The organism is Leuconostoc sp. UCMA20149 (assembly GCF_030400235.1).
Taxonomy (GTDB): domain Bacteria; phylum Bacillota; class Bacilli; order Lactobacillales; family Lactobacillaceae; genus Leuconostoc; species Leuconostoc pseudomesenteroides.
The window spans coordinates 121,892-135,963 of the sequence record NZ_VJYC01000003.1; the positions used below are offsets into that span (position 1 = coordinate 121,892).

Genomic DNA, 14,072 nt, shown 5'->3' on the forward strand with positions numbered 1-14,072 from the left:
TTGAAAGCGCTCATAAACCTAACATTCGGTTATTTAAATTAAAATCTGCAAAAATCCGCTTAAAGACGAACTATAAACTATAAAGTGTGAAAATTCTTATTTTAAAACGAACACAACTGCTAAATTTTTTGTTAAATTAGTATCATAAACGAATGATCAGTGATGCGGAACTAAAAGAAATGGAGAAAAAATGACACAAGTAGCTGTTGTGATGGGGTCAACCAGTGATTGGGAAAGCATGAAGCAAACAGTCATGCTTTTAAAAGAGTTAGGTATTAGTTACGAAAAACACGTGATTTCGGCCCACCGTATGCCCGTACATCTACAAAATTTTGCTGAGGAAGCGCGCAATAACCACTTTCAAGTTATTATTGCTGGTGCGGGCGGGGCTGCACATTTACCAGGGATGCTAGCTGCTAACACGACCTTACCTGTTGTTGGTGTTCCTATGAAATCACACGCTTTGAACGGTCTTGATTCATTGCTGTCAATTGTTCAAATGCCGGCAGGTGTTCCCGTGGCAACAGTGGCAATTGGCAATGCTGGCGCGAAAAATGCCGCGATTTTGGCTGCTCAAATAATCGCATTATCAGATAAAGAAGTATTGACCAATTTGGTTAACTTTAGGCAAGCGCAAACGCAACAATCGATTGATAGTGAAAAGGAGCTAAGATGACGCACATTATTTTACCGCCAGCAACCATTGGTATCATTGGTGGTGGGCAACTTGGGCGTATGATGGCGTTAGCTGCTAAACCAATGGGCTATACGGTCATAGTGCTCGATCCAACACCTCAATCGCCAGCTGGTCAGGTAGCAGATGATCAAATTATCGCAAGCTATGACGATGTTAGTGCCCTCAAAAATCTAGCTAGTCGCAGTGACGTGCTAACTTATGAATTTGAAAACGTTGATCGCGATGTTTTGAAAAAGTATGCCTCAAAAATTTTGCCACAAGGGGTAGATTTGTTAAGAATTACCAGTGACCGTATAGCAGAAAAAACGTTTATTCGAGATGAAGCAGGTGTACCAGTCGCCTCATTTCAAATCATTGAGTCGGCTGAACAGTTGAAAACGGGAACAACGCCTTCAATTTTAAAAACGGTTAGTGGTGGTTATGATGGGCATGGTCAATGGCAACTTAATACACCATTTGAAGCATCACAATTAGTTGATAATTTTCCTGGTGGTCGACTAATCTTAGAAACACTTGTCAATTTTAAACAAGAAGTCAGTATCATGGTTGCCCGTTCCAGTGATGGGCACATTACGACATGGCCAATCGCTGAAAATGTCCATCACAATCATATTCTGAAGTACACAACTGTTCCTGCTAAAATTTCTAGTACACTCAGCAAAAAAATTATTGAAATTGCTCATAAAATTGCTGAAAAAATTAATTTGCGAGGTATTTTGGGTATTGAATTATTTGTCAACGATGAGGAAGTTTGGGTAAATGAGTTGGCCCCGCGTCCTCATAATTCAGGACATTTTACCATTGAAGCAGCTAATGTTTCGCAATTCGAAGGTCATATTCGAAGCGTTGTAGGATTGCCACTGCCAGAGATTACGTTAACGCAGTCAGCAACAATGTTGAATTTATTAGGTGATGAATTGACGCAGGCAAAGGCCGATTTTAAAAATCATCCAGAATGGCATTTTCATGATTACGGCAAGGCAACGATCAAAGCAGATCGTAAAATGGGACACATTACGGTGCTAGGTGATGAAAACGGGCAAGCATTAATCGCATGGGGTAAACAACATGAACAACGTAACAGACTATAACAATCAAACGATAACACGTGGTGATTTGAAGTATCAAGGAAAAGCTAAATCTGTTTATTGGACAAATCAAGCAGACATTTTGTGGCTACATGATACAAATCAAGCAACTGCTTTAAATGGTAAAGTACATGAAAATATTTCTGATAAAGGGCGCCTTAATAGTGAAATTTCCTATCTCTTATTCAAGCACCTCCAACAACATGGCATTGCAACGCATTATTTAAAGCACATCTCAGAAACGGATGAATTGGTTGAAAAATTAGATATCATTCCCGTTGAAGTCGTGGTGAGAAATTTTGCTTCAGGTCATTTCGTCAGTCGATTTGGTGTCGCGAGTATGACTGAGTTGACACCAATTGTCCAAGAATTTTACTTTAAATCAGATGCTTTGGATGATCCATTTATCAATGATTCACAACTCATTGCTTTGCACTACGCAACGGCGGAAGAAATTAAGTCGCTTCGCTTGAAGAGCGCTAAAATCAACGACATATTGAGACGTCGATTTGCGGAAATTAACATTGAGTTAATTGATTTCAAACTTGAATTTGGTCGACGAACTGACGGTGATATGATTCTCGCCGATGAACTGTCACCAGATAATATGCGATTGGTTGACAAAACCAGTGGTCAATCTCTTGATAAAGATATATTCCGACAAAACAAAGGTGATTTGACTGTTGGTTATCGCGAAGTGTTGAAGCGTTTAGAAAAATTGGAGAAATAAATATGTACTTAGCCAAAATTTATGTTACCTATAAGCCATCTATTCTTGATCCACAAGGGGAAGTTATCAAATCAGCTCTGACTCGACTGGATTACACTGGTATTTCACAAGTATCACAAGGTAAGTACTTCGAAGTGAAATTAGATGCACGTGATGTTGAAGCAGCCAATGCTGAAGTGAAAAGTTTTACCGATTCACTTTTGATTAATCAAAATACAGAGACTTACCGCTTTGATTTATCTATCGTCAATGAAGATGAGGCAATCCTATGAGAGCAGCAGTGATTAGATTTCCAGGATCAAATTGCGATTTTGATATGTTATATGCTTTGCAAGATTTTGGTATTGATGCCGAAATTATCTCAGCTGACAATAACGACCTTAATGGCTTTGATGCCGTCTTTTTACCAGGTGGATTTGCCTATGGTGACTATTTGAGAACTGGCGCTATTGCAAAGTTTTCGCCAATAATGGCGGCCGTTATTCAGGCTGCTAACGATGGTAAGTTAGTGGTGGGTGTCTGCAACGGGTTCCAAATTTTGACTGAAGCTGGTTTGTTGCCTGGTCAACTGCAAGTCAACAAGGTACCAGGTTTTATTTGTGAAGATGTTGAGCTGTTGATTGAAAATCCAAATACGGCGTTCACAAATGCCTATGAAACAGAATCAATTATGATTCCAATTGCTCACGGTGAAGGTAATTATTATGCTGATGACGCAACATTAGCACAACTGGAAGATAATCATCAAATTGTTTTCCGTTATGCTCAAAATCCTAATGGTTCGGCACATGACATCGCTGGCATTATGAATGAACGGGGCAATGTCTTTGGCATGATGCCACATCCAGAACGCGCAGTAGACCCAGTAACAGGCAATGTTGATGGACAACCATTTTTCAAAAGCATTTTGTCAGAGATAATAGCGGGAGATTAGGACATGCATAGTGATAATGAAATAACACCCGAAATGGTCCGTGATAGTAAAATTTATCAGCAATGGGGTTTGACTGATGCAGAGTATCAACTTATTGTTGACACGCTTGATCGCTTACCCAATTACACTGAAACAGGCATTTTCTCTGGCATGTGGTCAGAACATGTTTCTTACAAAAAATCCAAGCCAATTTTACGACATTTTTGGTCAACAAATGAACGTGTTTTGCAGGGACCGGGTGAAGGCGCCGGCATATTGGATATCGGTGATAATCAAGCAGTAGTATTCAAGGCCGAGAGTCATAATCATCCATCATTTGTTGAGCCTTATGAAGGCGCGGCAACTGGTGTTGGTGGTATTCTACGCGATATTTTTTCAATGGGTGCGCAGCCTATTGCAGTACTAGATTCGCTACGTTTTGGCGAACTTGATAACGCTCATACTCGCCACATTGTTGATGGCGTGATTGCTGGTATTGCTGGTTACGGTAATGCGATTGGGATTCCCACAGTTGGTGGTGAAATTGGTTTTGATCCTGTTTATGCCGGGAATCCATTGGTTAATGTCATGGCCGTTGGACTGATGGATCAAAAAGGTATGCAAGTCGGTCAAGCAAAGGGTGTTGGCAATTCAATTATTTACGTAGGTGCCAAAACAGGACGTGACGGTATCAACGGGGCATCATTTGCATCGGCCGAATTTTCAACCGAACATGAGTCTGATCGTTCTGCTGTTCAGGTTGGCGATCCATTCCTAGAAAAGTTAGTGATGGACGCCACTTTGCAAGCGGTTCGCGACCATTCAGATATTATTGTTGGTATACAGGATATGGGTGCCGCTGGGTTGTTATCTTCGAGTTCAGAAATGGCCTCAAAAGCTGGTATGGGAATTGATTTAGACTTAAATCAAGTGCCACAGCGTGAAACAGCGATGACACCATATGAACTGATGTTGTCTGAATCCCAAGAACGCATGTTATTTGTTGTTAAAAAAGGGGAAGAGCAAGTTATATTGGATTTGTTCAAAAAAGCCAACTTGGATGCCGTTATTATCGGACATGTGACTGATGATGGACGCTATCGTTTGCGATTCAATGATCAAGTAGTGGCTGATGTGCCCGTTGACTTTTTGACGCATGCCCCTAAACAAGATTTGCCAATGGTGGCGCCTAAACGTTTGGCTATTTTGAAAGCAGATCAATTCGTACCAGATGTAACTGATTTAAAGCAAACAGTCCTTGATTTAGTCGGTCAACCGACGATTGCTTCAAAGAGTAATTTGTTCCGTCATTTTGATTCCCAAGTTCGTGCTGATACGGTCATTAAACCTGGTGGTGATGCGGCTTTAGTTAGAATTCGTGGGACTAAGAAGGCATTAGCAATGACGACTGATGTGAATGCACGATATTTGTACTTAAATCCTAAAGTAGGCGCCAAAATGGCTGTGGCCGAGGCAGCTCGTAATATCGTTGCTACTGGGGCAACGCCAATTGGCATCACAGACGGATTGAATTTTGGTTCACCGGATAATCCGGAAGTATATTACGAATTATCTCAAGCAGTTGACGGCATTAATGACCTTGCAAAACAACTCAATACACCAATTATTTCTGGTAACGTATCACTTTATAATGAAACGGATGGTCAAGCCATCTATCCGACACCAATGATTGGTATGGTTGGTCTGCTAACTGATGTGTCAAAAGCGACACGGATTGGATTTCAAAATGTCGGCGACAGCATTTATATCATCGGAGAAACGAACGCCAGTTTCAACGGTACTGAAATTCAAAAAATGCAAGCTGGTGATATTGATGGGCAACTTTTTGACCTTAATGATCATGATGAAATTACCAATCAGAAGCTGATATTAGCAGCAACGGATCAGTCTTTATTAGCTAGCGTGCACGATTTGTCAGAAGGCGGCTTAATTGTCGGTTTGTTGGAGAGCGCTTTTGCGGGTCAATTCAGTTTCAATGTTGTTATTGACATGACTGCAGAGTTTTTATTTGCTGAAACCCCAAGTCGTTTCATTGTATCCGTAGCGCCTCAAAATCGCGAAGCTTTTGAAGCACTTGCCGGTGATTCAGCTAAAAAAATTGGTGAGGTATCTGCTGAGGATCAAATGACGATTCAATCAAGTGACCAATTATTGCAGTTATCACGACAAGAGACCCAAACCATCTATCAGGAGAGCATTTCATGGCGATTAAAAGGATAATGACAGGTATTAATACACAGGCCAATAAGACGCCAGTCGCTGAGCAATCGCGCGTCAATGTTCGAAGCCTCAATGAAGAGTGTGGTATTTTTGGTGTTTGGGGGCGTAGTGATGCTGCACAACTCACGTATTATGGTTTACATGCATTGCAACATCGTGGGCAAGAGGGGGCAGGAATTGTCTCTAATCGAGAGGGCCATTTGTGGCAGGAAAGAGGACTTGGCTTATTAAGTGACGTCTTTCGAGATCCAAGTAGAATAGATGCCCTACAAGGAAACAGTGCAATTGGACACGTTCGTTATGCGACTGCCGGTTCTCACGGTATAGAAAATATACAACCACTCATGGTCAATTTTCATGATATGCAAATTTCACTTGCACACAATGGTAACTTGACTAATGCCTTGACATTGCGCGAAAAGCTCGAAGAGGAAGGTGCTATTTTTCAGTCATCGGCTGATTCAGAAATTTTATTGCATTTGATTCGTCGTTCCAAAGCGTCAACATTTGTTGACAAACTTAAAGCTTCACTCAATGTTCTCCGCGGGGGATTTGCCTATTTGCTGCTAACCCCGCACGGATTATACGCGGCGCTTGACCCCCATGCTTTTCGACCTTTTGTGGTTGGTCAAATGCCGGATGGCCAATACATTGTGACTTCTGAAACTGCAGCATTAGACGTTGTTGGCGCTAAATTTTTGCGAGATGTACAACCTGGCGAACTGCTGATTATTGATGATAGCGGACTCACGATTGACCATTATACTGATAAGACGACGTTAAATATCGATGCGATGGAATATATTTATTTTGCTCGACCTGATTCATCAATATATGGTGTCAATGTTCATCAAGCCCGCAAGCGTATGGGAGCAGCTTTGGCAGCTGAACAGCCTGTGAAGGATGCCGACATTGTGGTCGGTGTTCCCAACTCAAGTTTGAGCGCGGCAGCTGGTTTTGCAGAAGCTACTGGCCTACCAAACGAAATGGGTTTGGTAAAAAATCAATATATTGCTCGAACATTTATTGAGCCAACACAAGATAAACGTGAGCGCGCGGTACGTATGAAATTAAGTGCGGTTCGTGATGTTGTTCGCGGACAAAATGTTGTTTTGGTTGATGATTCAATCGTTCGTGGCACGACATCAATGTTCATCGTTCGCATGCTTAAAGAGGCAGGCGCTAAGTCGGTTCATGTGCGCATTGCGAGCCCAATTTTCAAATTCCCCTCTTTTTATGGTATTGATATGCAAACCACTAAAGAATTAATGGGCGCGAACCATTCATTGGCTGAAATGACCAAGATGATAGAAGCCGATTCTTTAGGATTTTTGTCGGTAGATGGGTTGGTATCAGCGATTAACTTGCCATACTATGGTGAGGGGACAGGGTTGACCACAGCGTATTTTGATGGACATTATCCTAGCCCAATATATGACTATCAAGCTGGATTAGCGGCTTTTGAGGCACGCCATGAGGTTGATTTTGCACCAGAGCCAACCTCAACTTATCATCCACATCAAGTCAGATCTTTGCGTAATCAAGATATTTTGGCAGATGGAACTGTTCACCTTGACGCACAACCAATTATGGGAGGAGAAAGATGACCAACGAAAATGCCTATCAGAAGGCTGGCGTTGATATCAAAGCTGGTGAAGAAGCTGTTAATTTAATGCAAGATGAAGTCGCTAAAACATATAACGATAATGTTTTGGGTGGTATTGGCGGTTTTGGTGCAGCTTATGCACTTGGGACAAACTACAAAGATCCAGTACTCATTTCCGGCGCAGATGGTGTCGGAACAAAGTTATTGTTGGCGATTGCAGCGAATAAGCACGACACCATTGGACAAGATTTAGTTGGTATGGTGGCTAACGATATTTTAGCTCAAGGGGCCAAACCGGCATTCATGTTGGACTATTTAGCAGTTGATAAAATGCGACCGGAAGTGGTCGCTGAAATCGTACAAGGCATAGCACATGCAGCCAAAGAATCTGGTATGGCTCTTATTGGTGGCGAAAGTGCTGAATTGCCCGGATTGTATGCTAAAAATCACTACGATCTAGCTTCATTTGCTGTTGGTATAGCAGAGCGGGATCAGTTATTGAAATCAGAAAATGTTGATGTAGATGATGTTTTAATCGGTTTGCCATCGTCAGGCATTCATTCAAATGGCTACTCATTAGTTCGCCACATTTATCATATTGATAATGAATCAGCCTTTCAACAGCTTGATGAGCAATTGCAAACGACTTTGCTGACGCCAACAGCATTATATGCCAAATCGGTATGGCCGTTAGTTCAAGCAGGTCTTGTACAATCAATGGCGCATATCACAGGTGGTGGGTTAGTTGAAAATTTGCCCCGCGCCTTACCAAAACATCTATCAGCTGAAATTAGTTGGGGATCGTGGCCCATACTGCCAATTTTTGATGATTTACAAAAACGTGGCAATGTTTCTCTATCCGATATGCTATTGACCTTTAACAACGGCTTAGGGTTAGTATTGGTAGTCAGGCCTAGTCAATTAGCGGATGCCATGACGATGTTGACTGAAAATGAACAACCTGCTTATCTATTAGGTAAAATCACTGACCGTCAAAAAGAAGCTGTGGTGTTCACAGGAGTGGCACCATGGTAAAAAAAGTACGATTAGCAGTGTTTGCCTCTGGTACTGGCACAAACTTTCAAGCATTAAATGATGCCATTATACAACGAAATCTGAATGCTGAAATTGTCAGATTAGTGGTGGATCATTCCAAAGCTGGTGTGCTCAACTTAGCAAAAGTATTTGGCGTGCCAGCAACGACAATTATTTACAGTCGCTATCTTGACAAAACAGCTGCTGAACAAGCGATTATTGCGCAGTTGGAATCAGATCGAGTTGATGGTATTTTACTGGCAGGTTACATGCGCATTTTGACACCATTATTAATCAATCGTTATTTGGGTAAAATCATCAATTTGCACCCAGCGATGCTGCCTAGTTTTCCCGGACGGCACAGTATTTTGGACGCGTTTGAAGCAGGTGTCAATAAAACTGGTGTCACAGTGCATTTTGTTGACAATGGCATTGATACTGGCGAAATTATTGCGCAAGAAGCGGTGCCAATTAAAAAAGACGATACACTTGAACAATTGGAAACGCGTATCCATCATGTGGAGCACGTTTTATACCCGAACACACTAGAAAAGTTATTAAAAGAAGGAGTATTTTTAAAATGACCCGTGCATTATTAAGTGTTTCTGATAAAAATGGTTTGGTACCATTTGCTAAAAGTTTAGTAGAATTAGGTTATGAGTTAGTGTCAACGGGTGGGACACATAAAGTGTTGGCGGAAGCTGGCTTGGAAGTATTGGCAATTGACGAAGTCACAGAGTTTCCGGAGATGTTAGATGGACGTGTCAAGACGTTGCATCCACGTGTACACGCTGGTTTACTAGCACGTCGTGATTTGCCAGAACATATGGCTAAATTGGCAGAATACGATATTACGCCAATTGACATTGTGGTTGTGAATTTATATCCATTCAAATCAACAATTCAAAAAGATGGCGTCACAGAAGCAGAAGCTATTGAAAACATTGATATTGGTGGACCATCGATGCTACGTTCAGCTGCAAAAAATTTTGCCGCTGTGTTGCCAATTGTTGATCCAGCAGATTACGATGTTGTTATTGATAAATTAAAGTCCGGCTCGGTTGACAAAACCTTCCGTCGCAACTTAGCTGCCAAGGTATTTCAACATACGGCGTCATACGATGCTTTAATTGCTGATTATTTGACAGAAACAGAATTTCCTGTAAACCTGACACTACCATTTGAAAAATTTGATGATATGCGTTACGGTGAAAATCCCCATCAATCTGCCGCAGCCTATCGGACTGCCTTGCCTGAGGCATATTCAGTGCTCAATGCGGAAATATTGCATGGGAAGCAATTGTCATATAACAACATTCGTGATGCGGACGCTGCATTGCGCATTATTGCAGAGTTTGATGAAACAACTGTGGTGACAGTTAAACATATGAATCCAGCAGGCATTGGTCAGGGTGAAACAGTTGAAGTAGCATGGGATAAGGCTTTTGCTGCCGACGATATTTCAATTTTTGGTGGAATCGTTGCATTAAATCGAGAAGTTAATGCCGCAACTGCTGAAAAAATGCACAAGATATTTTTGGAAATTATCATTGCGCCAAGCTTTACACCAGAGGCTTTTGAAATTTTGTCTGCTAAGAAAAACTTACGTTTGCTGACGTTGCCATTTACTACTGCAATTCCGCAAGCGCTTGAAGTTACCTCTGTACTTGGTGGTGCAGTCGTTCAAGAACGCGATTTGGTGGAAGAGTCAGCGGATTCGTTCAAGGTAGTATCACAAGTTGTACCGACAGAGGAGCAGTTAAAGGCAATGATTTTTGCGCAAAAAGTTGTTAAGCATGTCAAGTCTAACGCAATAGTTGTTGCCAGAGATGGTCAAACTTTGGGTGTTGGCGCAGGACAGCCAAATCGTATTGATTCTGTCGTTTATTCAATTCAAAAGGCTGCTAACAAGTCAGATCTTAGCGATGCCGTATTAGCATCCGATGCCTTTTTCCCGATGAATGATTCGGTGCAATATGCTGCTGAACATGGGATTAAAGCAATTGTTGAACCAGGGGGATCGATCAAAGATCAAGATTCAATCGACAAAGCCAATGAGTTAGGCATTGCCTTAGTCTTTAGTGGAACACGACATTTCAAACATTAAAAATCAAAAGCGCTCAGACGAGCGTTTTTTTATTGAAGTCATTTTGAAATTTCGGTATACTAATCATACGAACAAATATTCGCTTAGGAGTTACAATGAAATTTATTCATGCAGGGGATGTACATTTAGGTAATCCGTTTTCTGGTTTAGAAGGGCAGTTACCTGAAGCGTTAAAACAGATGGTTCATGAGGCAACTATCACTGCTTTTATTAGGTTGATTGATGGTGCAATTACTGAATCTGTAGACTTTGTCTTGTTTCCGGGTGATTTGTACAATGCTGCGGAAAATAGTGCGCATATTCAAAGTATTGTGAATCAACAGTTTAATCGGTTGCTAGCAGCAAAAATACCGGTTTATTTGAGTTTTGGTAATCATGATTTTGAAGCAGATCGACGACAACATTTACCTTGGCCAGCTAATGTCATTGTGTTCTCACAGCAGGTTGAAACCAAATCACTAACAGTAAAAAGCGGTCAACATGTTGCTATTACTGGTTTTAGTTATCAGACACAGCGACAGGCTACTCGTATTATTGATGATTTTCCTCAAAAAAATCATCAATTTGATTATCAAATTGGGATGTATCATGGTTCTGTCGGTGCGGATGGTTCGCCGTATGCACCGTTTTCTGTTGGTGATTTATTATCTAAAAACTATGACTACTGGGCACTGGGTCATATTCATAAGCGACAAACACTGAATCAGCGGCCCTTTGTTGGTTATTCAGGAAATTTGCAAGGATTGAATCTCACTGAAACTGGGTCAAAAGGGTATTATTTGGTTAGTGATGAGACTGGTCGTTTGGTGCCTACATTTGTTGACGTGGCACCTGTCGTTTGGCATGAAGTGACATTTAATGATGTTGTAGATGAATTGGATTTGATTCAGCGTGCCCAAAAATTGTGTGATGATGAAGTCGGATTTTGGACAATCAATGTTTCTCAAAAAAGTCATCCGGAATTTACCTCGCGTATCGCTAGTGGTTTAGCCCTAGAAGGCTTGCGTGCTAATATGGCACCAAACGTGTGGATTGTTCGTCTAAATTTGATTGACGATTATGAATCAGCACAAATTAGTGATACAATTGACCAGCAGTTTTGGGAAGAATCGCTTGTGCAACTGATGTCTTCATTTGAAGTGAATGATTATTTGCCAAATCAAGTGCCTTTTTTTGTGCGTGATTATTTTACGACATCTGCTGGTAAGCAGTTGTTGCGTCAACGAATGACAGAATTAATTAGCGAAAGGCGACGCTCACATGAAAATTAAACAAGTTCATATCAGTGGTTTTGGCAAGTGGTCTCAGGTTGCGTTTGATTTTGATACACAATTTCAGATAATTGTTGGTCAGAATGAGTCCGGTAAATCAACCTTACGTGCATTTATTGTTGGGATTTTATTTGGTTTTCCTAGCAAAAAACAATCCAATAATATTTATGACCCCCGAGATGGCAGCCGATACGGTGGCGATTTAGTGGTCGAGACTGCGGATGGTGATTTTTGTATCGCACGATTTGGTCGAACGCAAAGCACTTTGACTATAACTCGGCTCGCAGACCAGCACGAGCTAACTAATCCAGAGGAGTGGCTAAACAATAATTTATCACCATTAACAAAGCAATCTTTTGATGATATTTTTAATTTTAGTGAGCAGGATTTGGCTCAAATTAAACAAATTAGTGCGTCCGATTTACAAAAATTATTATTAAATCTTGGCGCAGTTGGTAGCACGAAATGGCTGGAGGCCGCAATAAACTTTGATAAGCAAGCGGAAAATTTATTTGCGCAACGATCTACTGGGAAACGGCCACTTAATCAAGCGGTCCGTGCATACGAATCAAGTGAAAGCAAACTGTCAAAGCAATCTGAAGCGTTACAAATATTTTTAGATGATCAACAGACTGTTTCAGAATTGACGAAATCAGTTGCCACTTTAAAAGAAAAAATAGATAAATCGCAAGAAGCCATCAATCATTTAACACAATTGCAACGTCAATATCAGATTTTTACTGAAGCGCAACAAATTGACAAAAAACATGTTCGTTCAGTCTCAGAGGTAGATTTACAACATGCTGAGCAATTACAAGTTGAAATTGATCTTTTGGTGGGCAATATTCGTCGTCAAGAGCAAGAGATGGATCATTTAAAATTACAACCAGAATTTGTAATCGAAATTGAAGACAGCAATAAACGGTTGATGACATTAAAAATGATGGTCAGCCAATTATTGAGTGATCAGCAACAACGCGATGAATTACTGACACAACAAAAAGCGACTCAAGCGCAGTTTGCAAGTAATCAAGTGCCAGAACTATTGTCAATAAATGATGACCATCATCTGTCAAACTATAAAATTCGATTGATCGGTTTGATCAGTGCAACATTTTTGTTGGCCGTAATAACTTATACGATAGTGACACCCATTTGGCTATGGCTCTTGTTTTTAGTAGCAATTGTCATTTTTATTATCAGGTATGCAGCACACGCCAATCATGTGACGAATGAGATTAAAAAGCAGTACTATCCTTTAAATGAGACACAAATACGTTCTGTACAGCCAAGCATTGAACAGTACCTAAAACGTGACCAATCTTTAAAAGCTATTAATCAAAAAATTGAATTACAAATGAATCACGTTAATAAAGCAATACAGTCCTTAGCTAGCGACTTAAATGTGGAGATATTATTGCAGTCGGTTCAAGAGTCAGTGGATCAACTGTCACAAATTACTCAAAATCGTGATTTACTCGAAAGCAACAAAAAGGCTCTTTGGCAGCAACAACAATCACAGCTAAGCAATATGATTGACGCCTCGAGTATCTCATTAAAACAAAAAATGTTTGATTTACAGAGAATTTTCAAGAAATATGAGGTTGAAAAATTAACGGATTTGCAAAATTTGGCTGTTGCTTATCACGAGCAAATGGCAAATAATCACCGTTATCAAGCAATCGTTCAGCAAATATCCGCTTATGATCAGGAACAGCTTTTAACGTTTAAGAATGAGCAAGCGCTGTCAAACACATTGCAAATTGAACAAACTAATCTTGCACATTTAAAACAGCGCTTTGCTGAAGAACTAGCAAAATTAGCGCGTATTCAAGCAAAACAGATGCAGAGAGTTAGTGATGATCAATTCATGATAATGCAACAAACTGTTGCAGACCAAAAAACTGAGCTTCTTGATCAATTTAGTGATTATTTGGCTCAAAAATTAGCAAATCGTTGGATTTATAATGCTTTACATGCTGCTTCACAAAATAGATTTCCAAAAATGATTGAATTTGCGACAGATTATTTTAATCAATTAACTATAGGACGTTACCGTCACATTAATTTTGAAAAAGACGAAATCATTATTACGACTGAAAATAATGAGTCATTCAACGTGATCTCATTATCTACTGGTACTCAGGAACAGCTTTACGTTGCGATGCGTCTTGCATTGGCTCGCGTCGTTGCCGATGTCATTAGTTTTCCTATGTTAATTGATGATGGTTTTGTCAATTTTGACCCGGAGAGGCGTGCTGTTGTACTTAATATTTTAGCCCGAGTGTCAGATAAACAACAAATTATTTATTGGACAACTCGAGTTGAAACCGATGATTTTCAAAATGTGATAGAATTGAAGTAAATTAACCTGTGAGGGCAGA

The 14,072-nt window shown here is 40.4% G+C and carries 12 protein-coding genes; all 12 read left to right on the forward strand.

Translation table 11 applies throughout. The features are described from left to right. The first annotated feature begins 190 nt into the window (after positions 1-190). The 12 genes from purE to FF105_RS03855 all read left to right on the forward strand — a co-directional run bounded on the left by purE (position 191) and on the right by FF105_RS03855 (position 14,053). On the forward strand, positions 191-676 hold the full coding sequence (purE, locus tag FF105_RS03800) for a 5-(carboxyamino)imidazole ribonucleotide mutase (protein ID WP_290046352.1): 486 nt from the start codon (positions 191-193) through the stop codon (positions 674-676). Further along, a complete protein-coding gene (purK, locus tag FF105_RS03805) occupies positions 673-1,788 on the forward strand; it encodes a 5-(carboxyamino)imidazole ribonucleotide synthase (protein WP_010277615.1) in 1,116 nt (371 codons plus the stop codon). The genes purE and purK overlap by 4 nt, the downstream gene beginning before the upstream one ends. Next, positions 1,766-2,515: a phosphoribosylaminoimidazolesuccinocarboxamide synthase gene (locus tag FF105_RS03810; RefSeq protein ID WP_147651337.1), complete on the forward strand. Its 750-nt coding sequence runs from the start codon at positions 1,766-1,768 to the stop codon at positions 2,513-2,515. The genes purK and FF105_RS03810 overlap by 23 nt, the downstream gene beginning before the upstream one ends. Before the next feature lie 2 nt (positions 2,516-2,517). Continuing rightward, a complete protein-coding gene (gene purS / locus FF105_RS03815) occupies positions 2,518-2,787 on the forward strand; it encodes a phosphoribosylformylglycinamidine synthase subunit PurS (RefSeq protein ID WP_010277607.1) in 270 nt (89 codons plus the stop codon). Further along, positions 2,784-3,449: a phosphoribosylformylglycinamidine synthase subunit PurQ gene (gene purQ / locus FF105_RS03820; protein ID WP_010277604.1), complete on the forward strand. Its 666-nt coding sequence runs from the start codon at positions 2,784-2,786 to the stop codon at positions 3,447-3,449. Before purS ends, purQ begins: the two co-directional genes overlap by 4 nt. Before the next feature lie 3 nt (positions 3,450-3,452). Then, positions 3,453-5,669, forward strand: coding sequence for a phosphoribosylformylglycinamidine synthase subunit PurL (purL, locus tag FF105_RS03825; protein ID WP_010277601.1), 2,217 nt, complete (start codon positions 3,453-3,455; stop codon positions 5,667-5,669). Beyond that, a complete protein-coding gene (gene purF, locus FF105_RS03830) occupies positions 5,651-7,276 on the forward strand; it encodes an amidophosphoribosyltransferase (protein ID WP_290046353.1) in 1,626 nt (541 codons plus the stop codon). The genes purL and purF overlap by 19 nt, the downstream gene beginning before the upstream one ends. Next, on the forward strand, positions 7,273-8,310 hold the full coding sequence (purM, locus tag FF105_RS03835) for a phosphoribosylformylglycinamidine cyclo-ligase (protein ID WP_290046354.1): 1,038 nt from the start codon (positions 7,273-7,275) through the stop codon (positions 8,308-8,310). Before purF ends, purM begins: the two co-directional genes overlap by 4 nt. Further along, positions 8,304-8,894, forward strand: a complete 591-nt coding sequence (gene purN / locus FF105_RS03840; protein WP_010277594.1) for a phosphoribosylglycinamide formyltransferase — start codon at positions 8,304-8,306, stop codon at positions 8,892-8,894. The genes purM and purN overlap by 7 nt, the downstream gene beginning before the upstream one ends. Continuing rightward, entirely contained in the window at positions 8,891-10,417 is a 1,527-nt protein-coding gene (purH, locus tag FF105_RS03845) for a bifunctional phosphoribosylaminoimidazolecarboxamide formyltransferase/IMP cyclohydrolase (RefSeq protein ID WP_010277590.1), read from the forward strand. Before purN ends, purH begins: the two co-directional genes overlap by 4 nt. Before the next feature lie 95 nt (positions 10,418-10,512). Next, positions 10,513-11,688 (forward strand): metallophosphoesterase family protein, encoded by a 1,176-nt coding sequence (locus tag FF105_RS03850; protein WP_010277588.1) that lies wholly within the window; start codon positions 10,513-10,515, stop codon positions 11,686-11,688. After that, positions 11,678-14,053 carry an ATP-binding protein gene (locus tag FF105_RS03855; protein WP_010277584.1) on the forward strand — a complete coding sequence of 792 codons (2,376 nt, stop codon included), beginning with the start codon at positions 11,678-11,680 and terminating at the stop codon, positions 14,051-14,053. Before FF105_RS03850 ends, FF105_RS03855 begins: the two co-directional genes overlap by 11 nt. The last annotated feature ends 19 nt before the right edge of the window (positions 14,054-14,072 follow it).

Bases quoted from the DNA above. Each gene is read 5' to 3' on its own strand.
- purE (WP_290046352.1), top strand. From the start codon at position 191: ATGACACAAGTAGCTGTTGTGATGGGGTCAACCAGTGATTGGGAAAGC.
- purK (WP_010277615.1), top strand. From the start codon at position 673: ATGACGCACATTATTTTACCGCCAGCAACCATTGGTATCATTGGTGGT.
- FF105_RS03810 (WP_147651337.1), top strand. From the start codon at position 1,766: ATGAACAACGTAACAGACTATAACAATCAAACGATAACACGTGGTGAT.
- purS (WP_010277607.1), top strand. From the start codon at position 2,518: ATGTACTTAGCCAAAATTTATGTTACCTATAAGCCATCTATTCTTGAT.
- purQ (WP_010277604.1), top strand. From the start codon at position 2,784: ATGAGAGCAGCAGTGATTAGATTTCCAGGATCAAATTGCGATTTTGAT.
- purL (WP_010277601.1), top strand. From the start codon at position 3,453: ATGCATAGTGATAATGAAATAACACCCGAAATGGTCCGTGATAGTAAA.
- purF (WP_290046353.1), top strand. From the start codon at position 5,651: ATGGCGATTAAAAGGATAATGACAGGTATTAATACACAGGCCAATAAG.
- purM (WP_290046354.1), top strand. From the start codon at position 7,273: ATGACCAACGAAAATGCCTATCAGAAGGCTGGCGTTGATATCAAAGCT.
- purN (WP_010277594.1), top strand. From the start codon at position 8,304: ATGGTAAAAAAAGTACGATTAGCAGTGTTTGCCTCTGGTACTGGCACA.
- purH (WP_010277590.1), top strand. From the start codon at position 8,891: ATGACCCGTGCATTATTAAGTGTTTCTGATAAAAATGGTTTGGTACCA.
- FF105_RS03850 (WP_010277588.1), top strand. From the start codon at position 10,513: ATGAAATTTATTCATGCAGGGGATGTACATTTAGGTAATCCGTTTTCT.
- FF105_RS03855 (WP_010277584.1), top strand. From the start codon at position 11,678: ATGAAAATTAAACAAGTTCATATCAGTGGTTTTGGCAAGTGGTCTCAG.